The following is a 22,649-nucleotide window of genomic DNA, read 5'->3' as shown; positions in this document are numbered from 1 at the left end:
GCAAAAAGTTCCGTGCGAGCCCACAGGACACGATTGTATTTTTAACTTGCAGGCAATAATATTAATTTTAAAGTGTAAGGGGGAATTTTGGATAGGGTTTCTCCTGGAAGAACTGGCTCTTTAACGATAAATTATGAGAGCCATGTTTAAACTTAGAGCTTAATACAATTGTCCGAGGCTTTCGTAAGATTCGCTTAATCGAACGACAAGCCCCGTCTCTACCACAGAAAAAATTAGTTTTTCCCTATAAAATTTAAGTGGTAGTTAAAATTATATTATTACATTTACTAATAATAAGAGAACTAGATACCTTATATTTTACGGACGCTCTCCTTTTATGAACTTACAGTTTTTCACTCGTTTTTTTGAAAATGGTTTTCTTTACAAAACTGCCTTAAAAATAGAAAAGTACTTCTCCTTAAGAATTCTTCGATGTTCAACTTCTTTTACTCTTTCTTATTAAGATCTCTTCATATCAATAATAAATTTATACCGGTCTCCGCGATAAATAGATTTCACATATTCAAAAGGAGTTCCATTGGCCAAATAACTAAAACGCTCCATCAGCAGCACTGGTGCCCCCTCTTTAATCCCAAGAGATGCACTTTCATTTTTATGGGATAAAGTTGATTCAATTGTTTGGGTAGCGTGACTAATCTTTTGATGTAAAGTTTGCTCCACATATTCATATATAGAACCATGTAAAGTCTCTTCCTGCAGCTCCTTAATCAAGAGCGACGGAAGGTAGGAAGTTTCGAGGGCCATTGGGATATCATCCGCAATCCGTAATCGGCTAACCTCATAAACCTGGTCTCCCTCTTCTATCTTCAACTTACTGGCGATGCCTCTTGGACAAGGAATCGTTTTAAAATCAAGAATTTTTGTTTTTGGTGTTAACCCTCTTGAATGCATATCCTCCGAAAAACTTGTTAATCCAGAAAGCTCTTGCTCTACCTTTTGTGCAGCAACAAAAGTCCCTTTCCCTCTTTGTCGAACAAGTACGCCTTCAGCTACTAAGTTATTAATAGCTTGACGAACCGTCATCCTGCTAATACCGTATTTCTCGGAAAACTCTCGTTCAGAGCTAATTGGATCACCAGGTTTTAGCTCTTTAATGATTTCTTTTATCTCCATTTCTAATTGATAATAGATAGGAATATGTGAATCTTTAATGATCAACTATACACACTTCCTTTATTTTCTTTCAAAATGGATAAAGCCTCCTGATCAGCGATGATTGTAACATCCGGATGCTTTTTCAAAATAGAAGCAGGAAGATCCTCTTTTATATCGGAGTGAAATAACTGATTAAGCACAGGGGCCTTCTTCACTCCAGACACAAGCAATATGATTTTCCGACTTTTCATAATAGTGGAAATCCCCATTGAAATAGCATGTGTTGGTACCTCATCCATACTAGTAAAATAGCGAGCATTTGCCTCTCTCGTCGAGTCAGCTAATTGAACCACATCGGTCGTGGAAGAGAATGAAGTACCTGGTTCATTAAAACCAATATGTCCATTTTCGCCAATTCCTAAAACTTGCAGATCCATTCCACCAAAGGAATCAATCAGTTTCTCATAATTTTCACCAGCATCTTTATCATTTACATTTTTGGCAAAAGGCAAATGAGTTTGATTTTCCGGAATATTTATATGATTAAATAAGTGTTCTTTCATATAATAGCTATAACTTTGCGGGTTATCCTCTTCTAAACCAACATATTCATCTAAATTAACGGTAATAACTTTTTCATAGGATGTATGGTTCTCCGTAAAATCCTTTATTAAATACTGATAGGTTCCTACTGGGGTTCCTCCAGTAGCAAGTCCTAGCACACTATTTGGCTTCGTTTGTATTTGCTCTATTATTTTTTGGGCTGCTACTTTACTCATTTCATCATAATTTTGTACTTCAATTAATTTCATGCTGAAAATCCTCCATTCGAATATACAATTTTCCCTTTACATATTGTTAGTGCTACTTGATTATTTTCATCTAATACGACTAAATCTGCATCTTTACCTTTTGCAATACTTCCCTTTTTATCCAAGACACCAATTTGCTTGGCGGGATTATAAGATGCCATCTTTACAACATCCTGTAAAGAGCAGCCTGTAAAGTTCATCATATTATTGATAGCATCCTTCATTTTTAATGTGCTCCCAGCAAGAGCACCATTTTCTAATAACGCTTTGCCATCACGAACAATTACCTTTTGTCCACCTAAGGATGAAATACCATCCTCAAGCCATTTTGCCCGCATGCTATCTGTAATGAGAATGATATGATCAGCCCCCTTTTGTAAAAAAGCAAGTTTAACTATTTCTGGATGAATATGAACACCATCGACAATCATTTCAGCCATTAACTCCGAATGAAGCAAGGCTGCGCCTGCAACTCCTGGATCACGATGATGCAGACCTCTCATTCCATTAAACAGATGAGTAACATGATTGACACCAGCTTGAATGCTTGATAATACTTGCTCATAAACTGCATCTGAGTGCCCTATTGATGGAACGATATTCTCTGCCTTTAAATAGCGAACAAGCTCAAAGTTTTCATCTTCCTCAGGTGCCATCGTCACAAGTTTGATTTGATTATTGGATAATGTCTGCCATTTTTTAAATAACTCTACATTCGGCTTTTTAACAGATTGGACTGGCTGTGCTCCAACTCTCTTTTCGGAGATAAAGGGACCTTCTAAATGAATCCCGATGATTTCTGCTTTTCCTGATTGATCAGCAGTCTCGACATACTGGGCAATAGATGTGAGTGCATTTTCAATACTTTCTACCTCTTGTGTCATGGTGGTGGCTAAAAAGCTTGTTGTTCCTTCTTTTGGCAATGTCTCAGCCATAATTTCTAAGGCTTGCTGTGACGCATCCATTGCGTCAGCATTATTTGCTCCATGGATATGAATATCAATAAACCCTGGTATTAAATTCATGCCCTTTGGAAAATCTAGTATATGTGCATTTTCCCATTCTTTTTCAAGGAAGGAATCCATTAACCCAATCGCATCGATTTTCCCTTCCTTCACTACTACATACCCATTTGAATGAATTTCCGTTTCTGTGTAAATACATACATTTTTTAATATTAATGCCTTTGTTTCTTCCGTCAGCATGATTCTAAATGCTCCTTTTCTTAAAAATATGCGCGTCTATATATCTAGATGTCTATACCAGTTGGTTTATATCAATGCTTCTTCAATCCATTAAATATTAACCTATCAGATATCCACTATTTTTTTATTTCCCCAAACTAAATAGAGATAACCGGTTTCACATCAAATTATAGTTATTTCCTTTTCTTTCGTCAAGTTCCTATTGTCCTTCTTGCTTTTTCTAAAAATATGAATAAATGATATCGGCTAAAACCGCTTTTAGCTGATATCATTTATTTGAACTTACATTTTCCTAACACTTTCGCGATAAATAATTTCATACCCAGAAACTGTTTTCATGGGAGTATCGTCTCCTTTAATGAGACTTAGCATCTTTCTGGCTGCTAGATTGCCAGCATCTTTATAAAAAAACTTTGCAGTGGTTAAACCTGGATGTATCATCTCAGTCATTTCATACCCGCCAAATCCGGTAATGGAAAGATCACAAGGAATAGAAATCCCCTTTGAATAGATTGCTTTCATTGTTCCCATGGCAATATTATCTGTAGCACATACAATGATGCTAGGGTGAAATCGATCGATTATTTCAGAAACAATCGAAAATGTTTGTGCTTGATCCATCTTCACCTCAAAAAATTGGACATCAATATTTGCTGTTTCCTCGATACTTTTCTTAAACCCTTCTTTTCGATCAATTCCTATTGCAACATTTTTCTCATGGAGACCAAGGAAGGCGATTCTTTGATGACCTTGAGATAGTATATATTTCCCTAATTCATATGCTGCATCATAATCATTATGAATTAAACTTGGAATCTCCTCATGCTGCTGCCCTACAATAAGTACAGGGATTCCTAGTTGTTTGATGATCATTAAATGACGATTCGTAATTTCTGTTGCCAATAAAATTATCCCAGCAACCTTCTGTCTTACTAAAGAATGAATATTTTCTATTTCCCGCTCCAAATCCAGATTTGAATGAGAAATTAACATTTGATAATTCCTTGCCTTCAACTCTTCATCTATTCCTATTAAAGTCCGTGAAAAAGCGTACGAATCTAATTGAGGCACAATCGTTCCGATAATATTTGTTTTCTTTGCTTTTAAGCTTTGAGCAAATGCATTAGGCGTATAGCCGGTTTCTTTGATAATATGCTGTATTTTTCTTTTCGTGGCTTCGCTGACAGAGCCTTCATTTAAGTATCGAGAAACAGTACTTTTTGCCACGCCCGCAAGTTTAGCGATATCACTAATAGTTGTCACCTATAAACCTCCTTATACATTGCTTTCTTCCGGAAAAATCAGTTACAGAGCAGGCACACTTTGAAACCCGTTAATTAAGAAAGCCTTTTCATTTTTCTTAATGTAAAGCTAGATTCCCTTATTTATTCTTATCTCTCTATATTATACAGGATAAAAACCAATAACGTCTGAACTATTTTTTCTATTTATGGAAGTATACCTTTTAGCTTGTTGATTCATAATGATTGCTATAAAGAGTTTCTTTTAGTGTTAATTATGAAGGTAGGGAATGCAATGAAAAATATATCATCTCTTCGACAAAAACATAAATATAGGTATGAACTATTTCAGAGTGCGAACTATTTAAAACAACCGATTATTTCCGTTATCACACCCGTATTTAACAATGAAAAAACAATCCAGAAGACGATTGAATCAGTTTTACAGCAATCCATAATGCCCCAGATTGAATACATAATTGTTGATGATGGCTCTAAAGATCAAACTCGTTCTATCTTAAAAAAATTTGTTAACGAGCATCCTAATATTAAACTCGCTCTTCTTGCGAAAAACACAGGCACCCCTGGCTATCCGAGAAATTTAGGCATTGAACTTTCATCGGCCCCTTACTTAACTTTTTTAGATGCAGATGATTGGTTTGAAAAGACTGGCTTGGAAAAACTCTATAGTGTACTAAATGAAACAGATGATGATTATATAGTGGGAAAAACAATTAAAGTCACGTCTAAAAAAAATGCCATAGTAGGCGAACATGAATCATGGAAAGAAAGGAGAAGTATCCCCCCGGCGAGTATCCCACATATTTTTCATCATTTAGGACCTAGAGCAAGATTGATGAAATCTAGCATTATCAAGCAGAACCAAATTCAATTTCCTGAGATGAAGTATGGAGAAGATAAGCAATTTTTCATGGAAGTATTGACTAATTGTAAAAAAATCTCAACAACAGAAGCTGTTATCTACTATTTAAATCGCTTAGATGAAAATGACGAATCCTTGACGAAGCAGACGAATGTATTAAATAAAATGCACTGTAATCGAAAAGTAATCAACTACTTTAAAGAGAAAGAAATGGATTCAGAGTTAAAGCGAATGGTCCTTAATCGCTTGTATGAGTTTGATTGCTTTAATCGGTTTATAAATCGGTATCATACGCTAAGAACGGAAAATATTCAAACGTTTAAAGGAAGATTAGATGCGTTTTTAAAAAGGAAAGCATATATATCCACCATGAAAAAAATGTTACGGACGACTTCTTCGTTGGATTATGAGATCAGTGACCATTTTTACCATCCTTATAATAAGGTTTGTTATCAGTTATTTTCACAAAAACGCTATAAGGATATCGAAACATTATTTCGATGGATGAATCAAGAAAAAATAAAAAAACATGTAGTTAAAGACGATACTGCTTACTGGGTTTCTCCACTAAGCCCGCCTTATAACTTTATTAGAGTCCCTATGTATGCTGAATTAATAAATTGTGAATATACGAATGGTTTCTTCCGTTTCGATATTCGTATTGCAGGTGATCACCCAAAAGAGGTTGAACATCTCCTGTTCCGCGATCGAAACAACATCCATAACCAGTTTATGTTTCCGATTGAACCATATGAAGGGGTTTTAAAGAGAATTATGATACCAGAAGCATTCCTTACCCCTCTAGGAAAATCAGTTTATACTATTTATTTATCTTATAGAGATTATCATAAAGTCCAATTACATATCCCAAACCCTAAGCTACGGTTAAAAAAGCAGCAAACAGATAAGCAGCATTTTTATAAAACCATTCACAATCACTTGGCGCTAAAGGTTCTTTAATATTAGGTATAAGAGTTGATTTCATAGAGACCACCTGTTTTCCTATAAAACGAGTGGCCTCTATGAAACCTTTTTCTTCTCCCATTTGTATTCAAGCATCAGCCAGTCTAATCTTTTTCCTTAGCCTTTTTAAAGTGTCTCAATAAATCGATAAAAAGCTTTTGTTCCATTGTCATTTCTTTTAAATACACCTGCATGATGTAAGATTGTTTCAAACACAATTCCTATTTCTGTTTGTAAGATAGTACTTACATTTTCTTTTGTCATCTGTGGATTTTTCTCTTTTACTGTTTTTGCCCACGCTAAGTGTTTTACAATAGCAGGCTCTTGTTGAATGCGTTCTTCAAAATCAACTTTGACGATATTCTCTGCAAGGATGCTCATTTCTTCTTTCAATCTTCCTGGCAAAACGGCTAACCCCATCACTTCAATCAAGCCAATATTCTCTTGTTTAATCGCATGAACTTCCTCATGTGGGTGGAAGATCCCGAATGGGTATTCTTCACTTGTACGATTATTGCGGAGCACTAAATCCATTTCATATTGGCCATTACGCATTCTTGCAATTGGTGTGATGGTATTATGGCGAACACCGCTTGTATATGCAAGAATATCAACACTTTCATCACTATAATCCAGCCATTTTTTTAATATATAATCAGCTGCTTCCACTAATTGTTGTTTGTCTGTTCCATTTAGACGTAAAACAGACATCGGCCATTTAACAATTCCGGCATGGATAACAGGAAACCGCTCCAACGTAAATCCAGCTTCTATTTCAGCCTTTGCCATCGGAAATTCATGATATCCCCCTTGAAAATGCTCATGGGCAAGAATGGACCCTCCAACTATTGGCAGATCAGCATTAGACCCCATAAAGTAATGAGGATATTGGTGAACAAATTCTAGTAATCTAGTAAATGTTCTTTTCGAAATGGTCATTGGCTCGTGCCTTTCTGAAAAACAAATGGCATGCTCATTATAGTAAACATATGGGGAAAACTGCAGGAACCATTGTTCCCCTTCTAGAGTCACTGGTATAATACGATGATTTTGTCTAGCCGGATGATTAACTCGTCCGGCATAACCGGCATTTTCTTTACATAATAAACATTTAGGATAAAAGCCTTGTTTTACTTTTTTTAGAGCAGCTATTTCTTGCGGATTTTTTTCTGGCTTAGACAAGTTAATCGTAATCTCTAAGTCTCCATAACTCGTATGTGCCAGCCACTCTTCATTTTTAGCAATTCGATCCGTGCGAATGTAATCAATCTTTTTAGAAAAGTCATAAAACCAACTAGTTGCACTCTTTGCCCCCTTATCCTTGTAGAGCATGGCGAATCTATTATTTATTTCAGATGGCAATGGAACAAAGCAAGCCATTAATTTAGTATCTAATAAATCTCGATAGGTTATTGTATTTTCTACCAAGAGATTATGTTCTGCAGCCCAATCTAAAATAGTATCTAATAGTTCACGCAACTCTATTTCCGCTGGATCGCTAACCTCAGATGGGACAAAATCATCCAATTCCAAGATTTCGAGTAATTTATTCCGCACTACATCTATATCCCATTTCGTAATTAGGTTTGATTCTATTCCATAATGAAGCAATTGTTCAACATGATGATAAATAGTGGTTGTCATCTAACATTGCTCCTTTCCTCTTAGTACATTCTCATTTATTCTTTATAGCCATTCGGATTTGCTTGGAACCAGCTCCAGGCACTTCCTATCATTGTCTCTGGTGAAGTGTACTGTGGATTCCACCCTAACTCTACTTGCGCTTTCTCTGATGAAGCAACTAATCGCGCCGGGTCACCTGCTCTTCTTGGAGCAATTTCTGCTGGAATAGGTTGCCCTGTTACCTTTCTCGCTGCCTCAATTACTTCTTTGACCGTGAAACCTGTTCCACTCCCTAGATTGTAAATACCGCTTGTTTCTTCTTTCTGCAATTTTTTTAAAGCAAGGATATGGGCATTGGCCAAATCAGTAACATGAATATAATCCCTTATACATGACCCATCATGTGTCTCATAATCATCTCCAAAAATACTAATTATCTCTCTCTTTCCTAACGCTACTTGCAGTATAATGGGAATTAAATGCGTTTCTGGAAAATGATCTTCCCCTAATCTCCCATCTATATGCGCACCTGCTACATTAAAATAACGAAGAGCTACATAATGAATCCCATATGCTGCTTCACACCACTTTAGCATTTTTTCGATGGCTAGTTTAGTTTCTCCATAGGGATTTGTTGGAATTGTGTCATCACTCTCCTGAATCGGAAAATTCTTTGCCTCTCCATAAGTTGCTGCAGTTGACGAGAAAACAATTCTCTTCACACCATTTGCATGCATTACTTTTAATAAAGTCATCGCACCATTTACATTATTATCATAGTATTTCAACGGATTTGTTACACTTTCACCTACTAAAGAGTCAGCAGCGAAATGGACTACTGCTTCAATCGTATGTTTCTTAAAGACCTCTTCTAAGAAGCTTTCATTCCGCAAATCCCCAATATATAGGGTTGCTTCAGCTCTTACAGCAGCTTTATGCCCAGTTTGAAGATTATCAACAACAATTACTTCTTCACCTAGGTCTAATAATTCAGAAACCATATGACTTCCGATATAACCGGCACCACCACATACTAATATCGTCATATTTTCTCTCTCCTTTTTTTTAACTGTTCCTATTCAACAATTTCCTTCGCTCCATCTCCAACCTGAACAACATAAAAGTCTGCCTTTAATCCTGTTTGCTCCGCATATTTCGCTCCGACCTTCTCGATAAAAGATTCAATATGTTCATTGTTGACAATGCTGATCGTACAACCTCCAAAGCCTGCACCTGTCATCCGAGATCCAATAACGCCCGCTTGTTCCCAGGCAGCTTCCACTAATGCATCTAATTCCTTTCCGGTCACTTCATAATCATCACGTAAGGAGATATGTGATGCATTCATTAATTGTCCAAATCCTGCAATATCTCCTGCTTGAAGTTTTTTTACAGCTTCTAATGTTCGAGCATTTTCATACACAGCATGCTTTGCTCTCATTCTATCGACATCTTGCTTAATCAAATGAGCATGCGAATCGAATTCCTCTGGCGTTAATTCACCTAATGCTCGAATCTCTAATTCTCCCTGCAAGTCTCTTAATGCTCTTTCACACTCTCCTCGTCTCTCATTATATTTAGAATCAGCTAACCCCCTGCGTTTATTTGTATTGGCAATAATTAAGGAAGCAGCATCTAAATCTAGTGGACTATACACATAGTCAAGTGTGTCGCAATCTAGTAATATAGCATGTTTTTCTTTGCCCATTCCGATTGCAAATTGATCCATAATTCCACAGTTCACGCCAATATATTCATTTTCTGCTTTTTGACACATTTTTACTAAACTGACTTGATCAATTGCAAAGGAATACAACACATTTAGCATAATGGCTGTCACTACTTCAATGGATGCAGATGAAGATAAGCCAGCACCATTGGGAATTTCTCCTTCATATAAAACATCGAATCCAGCATCGAGTTGATATCCATATTGCGCAAGTGTTACTATTACTCCCTTTGGATAATTCGCCCAATCATCTGCTTGATTAAAGGATAGATCGTCTAAAGAAACTTTAATAATACCTAAATCCGCAAAATTTGTAGAATAGAATTGAATCACTCGATCTGATCTTTTTCTTACAAGTGCTGTCGTACCAATAGATAAGGCACAAGGAAAAACATGTCCTCCATTATAATCAGTATGTTCACCTATTAAATTCACACGTCCTGGTGCAAAAAAAGTACGTATGCTTGTTTCTGCTTCATTAAAAATATTTGTAAAAGTTGCCAATAGATTTTTTGCCATTTCTATCTCTCCTTTTTATATGAACATTTATGCTACTCTTAATTCCAGACTTCCATTAAACCGTTTACAATTTTATTTTATGCTTCAAACCTTTCTCTCTCAATGGTAAAATAAGAAAGGGAAAAGGGTAATAATTTGCTAATAAATTTCAAATTTTTCTGCCAAACACTTAATTTCTATCTATTACTCCTATCTTATCCAAGGCAAGTTTCTACCAATGCCAGCTCTACTAAGAAAGGAGCATTCTATTGTCCAAAAAAGATAATAATGTATTTGCTTACAGATTTACGGAAAAAATTACAAAAGAGGTAGCCCAAATTTGGTCAATCGGATGGGAAAATCAAACTTCCCATCTATATAATTGGAAAGGAAAAAAGCGTAAAGAGGATAGTATGTATATTTTTCAATATACCATATCTGGAATTGGTGCTATTGAACTCGGAGGTAAAAATCATAAATTGACAGCTGGAAAGGCATTTTTAATCGATATTTCAGAGGAATACAGATATTATCTGCCTCCAACTAGTGAGCATTGGGAATTTATTTTTATTACACTATATGGTGAAACGGTAAAAAAATGCTGGCACTCTTTTACGGAAAACGAGCAGCCGATTATTCAATTGGCTTCGGACTCGAGACCCATTCAGCACCTTCTGCGTATTTATCAGCTAGCAAAAGATAAACAGATAAATAACGCTTTTCAAGCTTCAAGTCTCGCTTATTCCTTTATAATGGAATTGTATCAATATAAGAAGAATATTGGAGACATTCAGCTTCCTGAAAGTATACTAAATGCGACATTATTTGCTCAAAATCACTATCATAAACCAATCGGACCAGAAGATATGGCAGAAGCTGCTGCGCTTTCCCGCTTCCACTTCACTCGTTTATTTAAAAAGGTACTTGGAATTACACCGATTCAGTATTTAACGAATATCCGTATCATGAAGGGAGCAGAGTTATTATATCAAACCAAATATTCCATTGAAGACATTTCAGTCCAGGTAGGTTTTGCAAATGCCAACTATTTTACAAAAGTATTTCGGAAATCTACTGGTATCACTCCTGGAGAATTTCGAAAGAAGAATATTCGACCAAGCGAGGATATTCTTCTTTAATGCTTATTTTTCATCAAACATTTCCAAGCTGAACATTCCTTTTTCATATATAAAGTTCAGCTTTTTCCCTGGTGTAAGCATATTCTCCAAAATATCTTTTGAGGCTTGAAGGGCAATAGACATTCTAATTAGCTGCTCATGATCCTCTTCTTGATATGTACCTGCTTGTTTACTCAACGCTTCCACATGCTGTTGAAAATAGAGTATTTGGTTATAAATAGCCTCATATGTCGTTTCAATCTCATTATTCATTCAAAAAACTCCTTACCCATAAGATAAATTAAGTTTAGCATATTTTTGCTTTATTTTTATGTTCGCCAGGGCAAAAATTTATTACTAATCAAGAGATCAACAATAATTTTATCTTTTGAGGGAGAATAAGGGGAAATTAATTTAAAATAATGAATGAAAACACTTTCAAAATTATTTTGTTTCATTTAAAATATAAATAAAGAATTTTTTTTCTATGATAATGTAATTTTATGAAATATTTTTTACACTTTTCTTATTAAAGGAGTTTTTAATATGCAATTATCATCCCTATATTTAGGTGTAGACATTGGTACAACGAGTACAAAATCTGTCTTATTTGCTGAAGCTGGCAAAGTATTAAGCATGCATCATGTCGAATATCCGCTGTATAGCCCTGCACCAGCCATCGCAGAGCAAGATCCAGAGCAAATTTTTCAGGCTGTATTGGAAACAATGAAAACAGCTATAAAAAAAGCGAACGTGGATGCTAGTAAAATAAAATTAGTCTCCTTTAGTTCAGCGATGCACAGTGTTATTGCATTAGACGAAAAGGGAAAACCAATAACACGCTGTATTACTTGGGCCGACAGCCGTGCTTCCTCTTGGGCAAAAAAAATCAAAGAAGAATACAATGGCTTGGAAATATACCGCAGAACAGGAACGCCAATTCACCCTATGACTCCTTTATCTAAATTAACTTGGCTAAGAAATGATCAACCAGCTATTTTTACAAAGGCAGCTAAATTTATTGGCATTAAAGAATATATTTTCTATCGCTTATTTAACGAATTTGTAATTGATTATTCAATTGCTTCTGCAACAGGAATGTTTAATCTTGAGCACTTAACTTGGGATCAAGAAGCGTTAAAAGTTGCCGGCGTAACATCTGAGCAGTTGGCAAAGCCAGTTCCGACTACCCATTATTTAACAGGACTGAAGGATAAATATGCAGCGGAACTTGGAATTCCTGCTGAAACTCCATTTGTGGTTGGCGCAAGTGATGGCGTACTATCTAATCTTGGGGTAAATGCTATTGACCCTGGAGTTGTCGCTGTGACAATCGGTACAAGCGGGGCGATTCGTACTGTAACAGATAAACCAGTAACCGATCCTAAAGGAAGAATCTTTTGTTATTGCTTAACAGAAGATCTGTGGGTAGTTGGTGGATCTGTAAATAATGGTGGAATGACATTCCGCTGGGTTCGTGATGAATTAGCTTCCTCGGAAGTGGAAACGGCAAAGAGACTCGGAATTGATCCTTATGAAGTTTTAACAAAGATTGCTACTAGAGTTACACCTGGTGCGGACGGTTTATTATTCCATCCATATCTTGCTGGGGAAAGAGCACCTTTATGGAATGCCAATGCAAGAGGATCCTTCTTTGGACTAGGATTACATCATAAAAAAGAACATATGGTGAGAGCCGTATTAGAGGGAGTTATCTTAAATCTTTATACGGTGATGTTAGCCTTACAAGAAGTGATTGGAGCACCAAAGCAAATTCAAGCAACAGGTGGTTTTGCTCGTTCTGAACTTTGGAGACAAATGATGGCAGACATTTTTGATCAAGAAGTAGTCGTTCCAGAAAGCTTTGAAAGCTCTTGTCTTGGTGCCATCGTTTTAGGTATGTATGCACTTGGAGAAATTGATGATTTTTCGATTATGAAACAATTAGTTGGCAGTACATATTCCCATCAGCCAATCCAAGAAAATGTTGATATCTATCAGGATTTAACCGCTATTTATATCCGTATCTCTCGAGTATTGGAGAAAGAATATGATGCCATAGCATCCTTTCAGAATAAATGGGTTAAATAAGCACCACAAACATCTTGAGAAAATTACTTGCATATAAAGTTTTTCAGTCGTATTCAAACCAAACAATTATACGGTGCTGCCAATATCTCGTATAATTGTTTGGATTTTTTATGCCATTTCAGAAAGAAGGTTTGTGGATCATCTGCAATCTGTAATGTAACAAATTGGGCTTCGCTGCTAAATGAGAGATTTAATCTTTGCACCTTTTATTAGTTAGCCTGCTGCTATTGCTATGACCCAGTTTTTTTATTGGAAAGTTCAACCCAGAAAGGATATAGTCCGAGAACTAATAAGATAAAACCTATCAGAATAAATACAAGGACAAAGGAAGGTCCAAAAAGAAGATTGCTAAGCAGCGTAAATATGATTATTAAAATAGTTGCCATAAATGTTATCCTTCTTGTTCGAGAGGTAACATATTGCTTTTCCCCACAATGTGGGCAAATCAGTTTATTATCTAATGTAAAGGAGTTTTTTAAAGTTTTCTTATAAGTCCATTTTCGATTACACTTCTGACAAGTTCTCATGTAGTTTCTCCTTCTTTTTCTGTAAGCTTACCATAGCCAAAAAACATTCCGATCCGTTTACATTGATTTTATAAAAAAAATCCTTTAGCATTTTTTAGCTGCTAAAGGATTTTCTTGTCATTCTATTTTGATTCTACACTATGTCCACCAAACTCATTTCGTAAGGACGCAACCACTTTTCCAGAGAAGGTATCTTCCTCTAACGAACGATAACGCATCATTAAAGATAAGGCTGTAACTGGCATAGCAGTTTGTAAATCTAAGGCTGTTTCTAGCGTCCATTTTCCTTCACCAGAGGAATGCATTACTCCTTTAATCCCTTCCAGCTTTGGATCCTTAGAAAAAGCACTTTGTGTTAATTCCATTAACCACGAACGAATGACAGAGCCGTTATTCCAAACCTTTGCTACTCCTTCATTATCAAAATCATACTCGCTTTTCTCCAACAGCTCAAATCCTTCTGCAATGGATTGCATCATGCCATACTCAATTCCATTATGAACCATTTTCAGAAAATGGCCGCTTCCAGATACTCCAGTATACATATAACCATTTTCCACACATAAATCCTTAAACAATCCTTCTACCTCATCAAATATTTCTTTATTGCCGCCAATCATCATACATGCACCATTTCGAGCTCCATCTACTCCGCCGCTTGTGCCAACATCTAAATAGAAAACTCCTAGCTCTTCTAAATCTATTCCTCTTCTTTTGGAATCTTTATAATGGGAATTCCCGCCATCGATAATAATATCCCCCGCTTCGACATACTTCTTTACTTCCTGTAAGACATTTTCCGTTACTTCTCCTGCTGGAACCATTAGCCAAATTACTCTTGGAGCTGGCAAATTTCTTACTAATTTTTCAATTGTATTAACTCCTGTTACATTTTTATTAGAAATTTCTTTTACAGCGCTTTCATTTATATCAAAAGCTGTTACACTATACTTATGGTCCACCATATTTAAAGCCAAGCTATAGCCCATTTTTCCTAAACCTATAAGACCGATGTTCATTCGTTACCTCTCCTTTTGAAAAAATATTTCTTTCTATATACAATTATATAGAAATTTTTTTCGAAAATATACCCCTTTGCAAATATTTTTTGAAAAAAATTATTTTAATAAGAAATTTTTTTTCAAGAGACTAATTGTGTTATACTACAACTATATTAATTTGGAAAGGATAGAAGTCAATGGCGCAAAATTGTCTTGGGAAAATTCGTTCCTATTACGCTAGACTAAGTGAAAAAGAAAAAAAAATCGCTGATTATATTCTTGTTAATCCAGAAAAAATCATTCATTCCACCATTAACGAATTAGCAGAGGATTTAGGAGTAGCAGATGCTACTGTTTTTCGTTTCTGTAAACGAATTGGGTTTAAAGGCTATCAAGCGATGAAAATAGCATTAGCATCAGAAGTAATTGAACCTATTCAGCAAATACATGAAGAAATTAATGAAAATGACAGTGTAAAAACCGTTACTGAAAAAGTATTTAAGTCGAATGTACGTACACTAGAAAATACATTAGAAATATTAAATGGTCATTCGATTCAAAAAGCAGTAGAATTTCTCTTACAGGCAAATCGGGTTGAATTTTATGGTACAGGTGGTTCAGCAGTTATCGCGATGGATGCTTTTCATAAATTTGTTCGAACCGGAATTAAAGCGTTTTCATTTGTAGACTCTCATTTTCAACTGATGTCCTCTTCTCAGCTTTCAGAGAAGGATGTTGCTGTAATCATTTCGCACTCTGGCACTAATAAAGATACTATTAACATAATGAAAACAGCCAAAAACAATGGTGCCAAAACAATCGGCATCACTGGGTATCCTAAATCACCAATCGGCCAGAATACAGATGTAGCACTGTTCACAAGCTCTGAGGAAACAGAATATCGTTCGGAAGCTTTATCATCAAGAATTGGTCAGCTTAGTTTAATAGATGCATTGTATGTTAATGTAATGATTTTAAATAAAAATGTTGCTAATCAGTCATTAGAAAGAATAAGGAATGCCATTTCTGATACACGAATTTAACGGCAGACAAACAATATTCCCTACTTCAGAGTTTCAGCAAACGCAACAAAGGAAGTTAATAATGGTTGTTCTTACCATCACTAACTTCCTTTATATATACGCTATAATAACTCCATATTAATAAAGGGAGTATCATAATCAAGCTTTCCTTTAATTTTTTTCAAGTTCAGCTTTTCTCCCTTTAAGAAAGATTCTAAATCGATGATAACAGGCATTCGATCACTCCCAAGCGCAAACCACGCTTTTCTTTCATTAGGCAGGTATGCTGCGGTGTGCAGTGTTCCAGACCAGGCATTATACTTGGTTGAAAATATCTCTTTATCTCTATCATTCAATATTCGAAAGGCCTCATACACATTTGAATGATTTCCCTGCTGCTTCTCAATATTCTGCTTTCTTTGTATAGATTCATCCATCTGATAGCGGTTTTCTTCTTTTAATATTTCAAAGTGATTCGTACTAATATTAGATTTTCTGGCAATAACCGAACGTGGTGTTGCTTCTACAACAAATGCCTCTCCACTAGGATCTAATAACACATAGCTAAAGGATGTTCGATGTGGTATTTCTTTTAATAAATCAATGGCCTCTTCTACATTTGCACAAGTTTCTAAAATCATTCGACCAATCATATTACAAATAAAACCATCCCCTGAACCAACTCGATTAATAAAGTTATAGCCCATTGCGAGACCTTTTTCATTTATCCCATCTATTCTTCCTGTTATTTGCATAGATGGACCGATTACTGCATATCCAGTATCAGTTGGCTGATAAATCATATAACGACCCTCATAGGAACCTGGATGACTATCATAGTTTCTAATTAAATACTGGGAGTCTGCTAAAATAGAACATCCACTTCTTCCATACTCTACATAATGACCGCCAAATTCTCGTAATGCATCCTCTGTTCTCCACTGAAGAGCGTCTGCTAATCCATTGATTTCTGCTAGCATTCCAGGAATAAATTTGTTTAAGAGCTGGATGGATTCTTTTTCATTTATGGTAAAATAACGTTTCCGCTTAGATGTCCAGTGCTTTATCCGATTAGGGAGAATGGGTGAATCCTTTAATAATTCTCCTTGCATATATCCAAAATCATAATGATTTCCGCGAAACTGGATGAAATCACTATATACTTGTTTCATTAACATTTCCCCTTTAATTGCTTCCCTATGGAGAGTTGAAGTATGCTCTATCTCAGTGAAAGGAAAAGACTTCTAGCAGTTCAACTGAATAGTTGAACTATTCGAGTTTTACAGATGTCCACCTTCCGCGCATTCACCATAAAAGGTGAGAGCTTTACTGTACATGAAGCAAAGGGGAATGACAAATAAATTGCTCGTGTAAATTTTTCTAAATTAAATAATATCACTTTGCTTTCCATAAACTCAGATTACTAAATAGTTGACAATGATTGATTTAATACAAAGTTGGGATAATGTACTCCAACCAAAAATAAACCTGAACAATTACACAGAAGTGCTAATAAATTACGCATAATTGTTCAGGTCTTAATTATTTTAGGAAAGAAGTTAGTGGTAATCACTCGTAGACGGATACACTTCGCTTGCTATGGGGTGAGCGCCAAGCCTCCTCGTCACTCGGTCTCAGACTTTCCTGCAACTCCTATAAGAGTCTTCGTATTAATCTCTTTTGAAAAAAACAACGCAACTAAGGGCTCTTAAAAAATCCCTTGGAACGGATTGGTTCACTACTAAATTAGAGAGTAACTTATCTATATTTAGTTTTTTCTCCTCCTCTTACTAACCGTTTTCAGCTGTCTTATTTCTAACACTCTTCTTCTTCCAATTATTTATTATCTTCTGTAAGTTCTAAAGATATCTTTTTTCTACTCAATTTTGTCGCAATAGGTATAAATATACTATTACCTACAAGAAACATGGTTACTCCTATTCCTAATATTAGCGAATAATAGATCGAAATTTGACCTGAATCTATTAATAGAATAACTGTGGTAAAAATTAGTCCTGCTACTATCCCCAGCACTAAACCTATCACTAGATAGAGATTGATTTGAGTTAATATGACCTTTTTAATCCCCTTTCGATCGATAGAAATTGTCCTTAAGATTGCGAACTCTTTTCTTTTAGAATAAATGTTGTTTCCTAGTGTACTAAAAACTCCTAGCATCACACATATTAGAATCACAACCATAACACCAATAAAAATAGACCATCTTTGCAGGAACATCTTATTCGCTTTTTCAACAGACTGTTGATATACATTGATCTGGAGTTCAGGATACTGCCGTTTGAGTGTTTCTAATGCTTGAACAGTTTGTTTCTCATTGTCAGAGCTAATGTACATCGCACTGAATTTTGTAAAATCATTTTTAAATTTTTTATTTTTCCAGTCAATATAAGCATCTGCATCAGTTAGATTAGTTATTACCGCTCCTATAGTAAGTGTATCTACAAAATCGGTCCTCTGCTTTTGATTCGAAAAGAGTCCCATGTCAATAGAATCTCCTACTTTTAAACCATTCTCTTTTAAAAATCTTTCTGATACCACTATCAGGTTCTCACTATCGTCCTCCATTTTTGGAATAATTCCTTGTTGTTCCATCTTAATAAAATCCACCAAGGAATAATCAATAGCTTTTGTTCCCTCTTCATCCATTATCTCTGCTGAATTATTCGTACTTCGACTACTAACCTCGATGACACCACTTATTGTCTGAACCTTCTTTTTCAAATCTTCCTGCTCTATATCGGAGTCATACCCTAATCGACTCGTCAACACAATAGAGGTTGGATATTGTTCCTTTAAATAATTCTCTTCATTTTGTTGGATTGTTTTTAACATAACCGAGCCAAATACTGCTATAGTCATCATAGCACTGACCGTCAATATCACAAAAGTATTTTTTCTTACTTGTGGTACTAGATTTTTAATTGCAATATAAGAGACATTTCCAAGCGTCTTTTTAATTACTGGTAAGAACCATGTTAAGATAGTTCCAATATAAATAGGAAATAGGAGATAAATACTAATTAACAAAATTATGGCTCCTAGTAACACACTCGCTACTCCCATCATTGCTTTACCAATACATATTAATAAAAGGGCAATAAATAGAAGGGCAAAGCCAATAATTTTACGAATTTTTTTATAGCCGAAATCACGATTTTCATTTTGTTGCATTATTAAAATTGGCAATAATCTCGAACACTTATAAGCTGGAATTAGCATAAAAACCTGAATGATCATTCCACTTACGAATGCAACGATTAAACTTTCTATGTAGTTAAAACTCACCTTAGGTACATCAAATAAAAATATTGCCTCCAACCACGGCTTCATGTATTGGTGACTAATTAAAGCCAGTAAAAAACCTCCAATTGTTCCTGCTGCCGTAATAATGCTGCTTTGAATTAATATAATTTTAGATAGCTGTTTTGTTGTTGCCCCCATGGAGCGAAGAATCGCAAATTGGTTTTTATATTTATATAAAAATAATTCGAAATTAGAAATAATTAGCAGTGCTGTAATGATTAACATTAAAAAGGTTAAAGAGAAAATAAAAACCTTGAGGGATTGCACATTACTTTTTAAAAATTCATCTTCTTCTGCAATATCAATTCTTAAACCATTATCATATTTCCTTAATTCACTAGCAAGCAATAAAGTATCAGCTTGCTCATTCGCTTTGATTAAAACATAAGTTGCTTCTTTCGCTTCACCTGTCTCTTGTTTGACTAATTTTTGCACTGTTTGTTTAGTAAAAAGAAGTATATCTGGTGTAAGTCCACTTGCATTTAGGTCTTCTATAATTTCCGATACTATAAATTCATTATCCTCAATAGATACTTTTTGACCAATTCCTAGTCGCAATGCTTCAGCTAAGCTCTTATTCATGATAACTGAGTTTTCTTGAAGATTCTGTTTGAAGTGATATCTACTCTTTGCTAAATTATCATTTTCTACACCAACAGAATAAATTTCCCCTTGTAATGCATCTACTTTTAAGTGAGTAATAATTACTGGAGATAGCATATCAATATCCTTATTCGATCGGAAGGAATTAATAAGTTCTTGATTTACACTTTTATTTAGCTTGGCTTCATATCCAACCGATAGATCCATCTCACCGTACATTTTCTGAACTTCTTCTCTTAACGAACGTTCTGCATTTGTTGCATAGGAGACCATAACAATTACTAAACAGACCGATAGAATAGTACTAAAGACAGAGGTCCATGTAATGAACTTATTGGTTTTAAAGAAACGCAAAGCTATTCCTCGCAATGTTTTCGTCATACTCTTGTCTCCAATAGTTTTCCGAACTTTTCTAATATATCATCTATCTTCTGATCTCCAGCCGATTTATATTCATTCACAATCTGTCCATCATGAAAAAAAAGAACACGGTCAGCATATGCTGCAACGTGCGGATCATGCGTAACAACTACTATGCTTTGTTTCAAAGTCTCTTTCATATTTACTAAGACCTGAAGTATCTCTTTTGAAGTGTTATAATCTAAATTTCCTGTTAGTTCATCTGCTAACACTATAGGTGGTGCTGTTATTAAGGCTCTTCCAATAGCAACACGTTGCTGTTGTCCACCTGACAATTGAACCGGCCGATGACTCTTCCAATTCGTAAGGCCAATAAACTGTAACATCTCTTTCACTTTTTCATCAATATGAGTCTTCTTATCTCCCTTTAAAACAAGTGGTAAAGCAATATTTTCTTCCACTGTTAAATCCTTCAAAAGGTGGAAAGATTGAAAGATAAATCCAATATTATCCCGACGATAAAAAGTTGCATTAGGTTCTTTGTAAATTTCTTTTTGGCTTTGTCCATATAATTGAATTTCTCCTTGATCAGGTATATCTAGAGCAGCCAATACATTTAACAAAGTACTTTTACCAGATCCACTTGTTCCCATAATAACAATCATTTCACCTTCATATAGTTTAAAAGAAACATTTTTTAATGCTTGTACCGCATAACCTGTACCTTTATAGATTTTTGAAAGATTACTAACAACTAGAACTGGATTAGTTACCAATCTGTTCCACCTCCACCGCTTTATTTTCCTCATTATACCAATTTGACTAAGATATGTACATTTTTAATAGAGTCCTTTTTTACTATTTAATTCTTCAAATGTACCTCTCCTCTATAATCTTCCCTTTTATCAATACCTATAATTCTATCAGAATATTTAGTAGGTTCTAATCTAAGTGATATTTTATTAGTATGCTGATGAAAAAATGACTTTATCTAAAATGGACTATTAAAAGTTAGTTATAATTTACACCTTTATTACAATCATAGAAGACTCCACCAGTACCTTCTCGATTACTTATACACAAAATTTGGTCTGTTTAAATACGGGCTTAAAGTTTTCTAGAGGCGAATAGAGCTTCTTTACTCCTACATAAAAATAGTAGGTGAACTTTTAAACAATTAAATCTAAAATCAAGACGCCTGCAAATGCAATGAATGATAATATCGTTTCTAATACTGTCCATGTTTTGAAGGTTTCTTCGACTGTTAGTCCTAAATATTCCTTTACCATCCAGAACCCGGCATCATTTACATGGGAGAACATCAAGGAACCAGCACCAGTTGCAATCACTAATAGTTCCACATTTACGCCAGACATCCCTGCGATGATTGGTGACACTATTCCTGCTGCTGTCGTTAAGGCTACTGTTGCAGAACCAGTTGCTATCCGGATCAATCCTGCAATCATAAAAGCTAATACAAGTGGGGATAATGATAAACTCTCTGACATTGTTCCAATTGTATCGCCTACTCCACTATCAATTAACACTTGTTTGAATGCACCGCCAGCACCGATAATTAGTAAAATGGAACCGACTGGCAAGAAACAATCTTCTGTAAACTTTTTGATACTCTCTTTATCCATTCCTTGACGCATACCAAGGAAATAAAAAGCGAAAAATACAGCAATTAATAACGATAATAACGGACTTCCAACAAAGGCAAGTACATTTCTTACGCCTTCTGAGAAAATCGTCAAGTAAGGGGCAGCGGTTCCAATGATCATTAAAATAACAGGTAATAAGATAGATAGGAAGGATACGCCTGTACTTGGCAATTTCTCTTCTGCTATAGGCTCTGCCGTAATAAGTGTTGAATCTCCTTTAGGAAAAACACGGCTATTGATCCACTTTGCAAATAATGGTCCCCCGATAATCCCTGCAGGTAATGCAATAATCAAGGAGTATAATAAGACCCTGCCTAAATTAGCATCAAAAATACCGATAGCAGCAATTGCTCCAGGATGTGGCGGAACCAGTCCATGTACAATGGATAATCCCGCAATACCAGGTAATGCAATCAATAAAATATTTTTCTTTGTTGCCTTTTGAATGGAAATAACCAACGGCAATAATATTAAAATACCAACCTCAAAAAATACTGGAATTCCAATGATAAACCCCGAGAAAAACATGGCCCAAGGTAATTTCTTTTCTCCAAAAACGTTTACAAAAAAATTTGCAATTCTTAAGCCTGCTCCTGATTCAGAGAGCATTTTTCCTAAAATTGTACCTAATGCCAATATACCAACTAAGTGACCTAATACGCCACCTACCCCTGTCTCATAAGCGCTTACAATCTTATCAAAAGATAGTCCTGAAAAAACTGCTAAAAATAAACTCGCCACTGTTAAACTAATAAAAGCGTGCCACTTAAAAAGGGAAACTCCAACAATAACAATGACAATGGAAAGTAATGCAATAATCAATAAATAGGCATCCATATTATTACCACCTTTTCTCTTAGGTTTGAAAG

At 35.4% G+C, this 22,649-nt stretch carries 18 protein-coding genes; 4 read left to right on the top strand and 14 right to left on the bottom strand.

All coding sequences use genetic code 11. The annotated features are described in order from the left end of the window. Nucleotides 1-459 precede the first annotated feature (459 nt). From NSS71_RS00815 to NSS71_RS00800, 4 genes are all read right to left on the bottom strand, one after another. A complete protein-coding gene (locus NSS71_RS00815; RefSeq protein WP_061797382.1) occupies nucleotides 460-1,179 on the bottom strand; it encodes a GntR family transcriptional regulator in 720 nt (239 codons plus the stop codon). After that, entirely contained in the window at nucleotides 1,176-1,928 is a 753-nt protein-coding gene (gene nagB, locus NSS71_RS00810; protein WP_047942393.1) for a glucosamine-6-phosphate deaminase, read from the bottom strand. Before nagB ends, NSS71_RS00815 begins: the two co-directional genes overlap by 4 nt. After that, on the bottom strand, nucleotides 1,925-3,133 hold the full coding sequence (gene nagA, locus NSS71_RS00805) for an N-acetylglucosamine-6-phosphate deacetylase (protein WP_047942394.1): 1,209 nt from the start codon (nucleotides 3,131-3,133) through the stop codon (nucleotides 1,925-1,927). The genes nagB and nagA overlap by 4 nt, the downstream gene beginning before the upstream one ends. Before the next feature lie 282 nt (nucleotides 3,134-3,415). After that, nucleotides 3,416-4,396, bottom strand: a complete 981-nt coding sequence (locus NSS71_RS00800; RefSeq protein ID WP_047942395.1) for a LacI family DNA-binding transcriptional regulator — start codon at nucleotides 4,394-4,396, stop codon at nucleotides 3,416-3,418. A gap of 273 nt (nucleotides 4,397-4,669) precedes the next feature. Here NSS71_RS00800 and NSS71_RS00795 point away from each other — a divergent pair, with 273 nt between their 5' ends. Continuing rightward, on the top strand, nucleotides 4,670-6,217 hold the full coding sequence (locus tag NSS71_RS00795; protein ID WP_341132272.1) for a glycosyltransferase family 2 protein: 1,548 nt from the start codon (nucleotides 4,670-4,672) through the stop codon (nucleotides 6,215-6,217). A gap of 129 nt (nucleotides 6,218-6,346) precedes the next feature. Here NSS71_RS00795 and galT read toward each other — a convergent pair whose 3' ends face one another. Genes galT through NSS71_RS00780 form a run of 3 tightly spaced genes read right to left on the bottom strand, consistent with a single transcriptional unit; the run spans nucleotide 6,347 to nucleotide 10,091 of the window. Next, complete coding sequence (galT, locus tag NSS71_RS00790) at nucleotides 6,347-7,864, bottom strand: UDP-glucose--hexose-1-phosphate uridylyltransferase (RefSeq protein WP_341151186.1); 1,518 nt, start codon at nucleotides 7,862-7,864, stop codon at nucleotides 6,347-6,349. Nucleotides 7,865-7,899: 35 nt separating this feature from the next. Continuing rightward, nucleotides 7,900-8,889 (bottom strand): UDP-glucose 4-epimerase GalE, encoded by a 990-nt coding sequence (galE, locus tag NSS71_RS00785; protein ID WP_341151185.1) that lies wholly within the window; start codon nucleotides 8,887-8,889, stop codon nucleotides 7,900-7,902. A gap of 29 nt (nucleotides 8,890-8,918) precedes the next feature. After that, the gene (locus NSS71_RS00780) at nucleotides 8,919-10,091 is read right to left on the bottom strand and encodes a galactokinase (RefSeq protein ID WP_095258860.1); all 1,173 of its coding nucleotides are present in this window, start codon (nucleotides 10,089-10,091) and stop codon (nucleotides 8,919-8,921) included. A gap of 248 nt (nucleotides 10,092-10,339) precedes the next feature. Between NSS71_RS00780 and NSS71_RS00775 the strand changes: the two genes are divergently transcribed. Beyond that, the gene (locus tag NSS71_RS00775; protein WP_095258859.1) at nucleotides 10,340-11,209 is read left to right on the top strand and encodes an AraC family transcriptional regulator; all 870 of its coding nucleotides are present in this window, start codon (nucleotides 10,340-10,342) and stop codon (nucleotides 11,207-11,209) included. Nucleotides 11,210-11,212: 3 nt separating this feature from the next. Here the strand turns inward: NSS71_RS00775 and NSS71_RS00770 are convergent, their stop codons facing one another. Beyond that, a complete protein-coding gene (locus tag NSS71_RS00770; RefSeq protein WP_341151184.1) occupies nucleotides 11,213-11,461 on the bottom strand; it encodes a hypothetical protein in 249 nt (82 codons plus the stop codon). A 273-nt stretch (nucleotides 11,462-11,734) separates the two neighbouring features. On the opposite strand from NSS71_RS00770, the gene gntK reads away from it, so the two are divergent. Then, complete coding sequence (gene gntK, locus NSS71_RS00765; RefSeq protein ID WP_341151183.1) at nucleotides 11,735-13,279, top strand: gluconokinase; 1,545 nt, start codon at nucleotides 11,735-11,737, stop codon at nucleotides 13,277-13,279. Nucleotides 13,280-13,509: 230 nt separating this feature from the next. On the opposite strand, the gene NSS71_RS25625 is transcribed toward gntK, so the two are convergent. Further along, nucleotides 13,510-13,806 carry a TIGR04104 family putative zinc finger protein gene (locus NSS71_RS25625; protein WP_445668923.1) on the bottom strand — a complete coding sequence of 99 codons (297 nt, stop codon included), beginning with the start codon at nucleotides 13,804-13,806 and terminating at the stop codon, nucleotides 13,510-13,512. A 122-nt stretch (nucleotides 13,807-13,928) separates the two neighbouring features. Then, entirely contained in the window at nucleotides 13,929-14,825 is an 897-nt protein-coding gene (gene gnd, locus NSS71_RS00760) for a phosphogluconate dehydrogenase (NAD(+)-dependent, decarboxylating) (protein ID WP_341151182.1), read from the bottom strand. Nucleotides 14,826-15,004: 179 nt separating this feature from the next. Between gnd and NSS71_RS00755 the strand changes: the two genes are divergently transcribed. Next, nucleotides 15,005-15,850: a MurR/RpiR family transcriptional regulator gene (locus NSS71_RS00755; protein WP_047942406.1), complete on the top strand. Its 846-nt coding sequence runs from the start codon at nucleotides 15,005-15,007 to the stop codon at nucleotides 15,848-15,850. A gap of 101 nt (nucleotides 15,851-15,951) precedes the next feature. On the opposite strand, the gene NSS71_RS00750 is transcribed toward NSS71_RS00755, so the two are convergent. The 4 genes from NSS71_RS00750 to NSS71_RS00735 form a co-directional block, all read right to left on the bottom strand. Next, complete coding sequence (locus tag NSS71_RS00750; protein WP_144544531.1) at nucleotides 15,952-17,001, bottom strand: C45 family autoproteolytic acyltransferase/hydolase; 1,050 nt, start codon at nucleotides 16,999-17,001, stop codon at nucleotides 15,952-15,954. Nucleotides 17,002-17,665: 664 nt separating this feature from the next. Continuing rightward, the gene (locus NSS71_RS00745) at nucleotides 17,666-20,137 is read right to left on the bottom strand and encodes an FtsX-like permease family protein (protein ID WP_341151181.1); all 2,472 of its coding nucleotides are present in this window, start codon (nucleotides 20,135-20,137) and stop codon (nucleotides 17,666-17,668) included. Next, entirely contained in the window at nucleotides 20,134-20,892 is a 759-nt protein-coding gene (locus tag NSS71_RS00740) for an ABC transporter ATP-binding protein (RefSeq protein ID WP_235844450.1), read from the bottom strand. The genes NSS71_RS00745 and NSS71_RS00740 overlap by 4 nt, the downstream gene beginning before the upstream one ends. Nucleotides 20,893-21,285: 393 nt before the next feature. After that, nucleotides 21,286-22,617: a GntT/GntP/DsdX family permease gene (locus tag NSS71_RS00735; RefSeq protein ID WP_061797417.1), complete on the bottom strand. Its 1,332-nt coding sequence runs from the start codon at nucleotides 22,615-22,617 to the stop codon at nucleotides 21,286-21,288. Between the last annotated feature and the right edge of the window lie 32 nt (nucleotides 22,618-22,649).

Source organism: Niallia sp. FSL W8-0951, assembly GCF_038006525.1.
Taxonomy (GTDB): domain Bacteria; phylum Bacillota; class Bacilli; order Bacillales; family Cytobacillaceae; genus Niallia; species Niallia circulans.
The sequence above is the reverse complement of the archived record's forward strand: the minus strand, read 5'-3'. Positions and strand labels throughout refer to the sequence as shown.

What these genes read in the sequence shown, in the direction of transcription:
- NSS71_RS00735 (WP_061797417.1), bottom strand. Translation starts at nt 22,617, where the DNA reads ATGGATGCCTATTTATTGATTATTGCATTACTTTCCATTGTCATTGTT.
- NSS71_RS25625 (WP_445668923.1), bottom strand. Translation starts at nt 13,806, where the DNA reads ATGAGAACTTGTCAGAAGTGTAATCGAAAATGGACTTATAAGAAAACT.
- NSS71_RS00745 (WP_341151181.1), bottom strand. Translation starts at nt 20,137, where the DNA reads ATGACGAAAACATTGCGAGGAATAGCTTTGCGTTTCTTTAAAACCAAT.
- galE (WP_341151185.1), bottom strand. Translation starts at nt 8,889, where the DNA reads ATGACGATATTAGTATGTGGTGGTGCCGGTTATATCGGAAGTCATATG.
- gntK (WP_341151183.1), top strand. Translation starts at nt 11,735, where the DNA reads ATGCAATTATCATCCCTATATTTAGGTGTAGACATTGGTACAACGAGT.
- NSS71_RS00755 (WP_047942406.1), top strand. Translation starts at nt 15,005, where the DNA reads ATGGCGCAAAATTGTCTTGGGAAAATTCGTTCCTATTACGCTAGACTA.
- nagA (WP_047942394.1), bottom strand. Translation starts at nt 3,133, where the DNA reads ATGCTGACGGAAGAAACAAAGGCATTAATATTAAAAAATGTATGTATT.
- NSS71_RS00780 (WP_095258860.1), bottom strand. Translation starts at nt 10,091, where the DNA reads ATGGCAAAAAATCTATTGGCAACTTTTACAAATATTTTTAATGAAGCA.
- NSS71_RS00795 (WP_341132272.1), top strand. Translation starts at nt 4,670, where the DNA reads ATGAAAAATATATCATCTCTTCGACAAAAACATAAATATAGGTATGAA.
- nagB (WP_047942393.1), bottom strand. Translation starts at nt 1,928, where the DNA reads ATGAAATTAATTGAAGTACAAAATTATGATGAAATGAGTAAAGTAGCA.
- NSS71_RS00770 (WP_341151184.1), bottom strand. Translation starts at nt 11,461, where the DNA reads ATGAATAATGAGATTGAAACGACATATGAGGCTATTTATAACCAAATA.
- gnd (WP_341151182.1), bottom strand. Translation starts at nt 14,825, where the DNA reads ATGAACATCGGTCTTATAGGTTTAGGAAAAATGGGCTATAGCTTGGCT.
- galT (WP_341151186.1), bottom strand. Translation starts at nt 7,864, where the DNA reads ATGACAACCACTATTTATCATCATGTTGAACAATTGCTTCATTATGGA.
- NSS71_RS00750 (WP_144544531.1), bottom strand. Translation starts at nt 17,001, where the DNA reads ATGAAACAAGTATATAGTGATTTCATCCAGTTTCGCGGAAATCATTAT.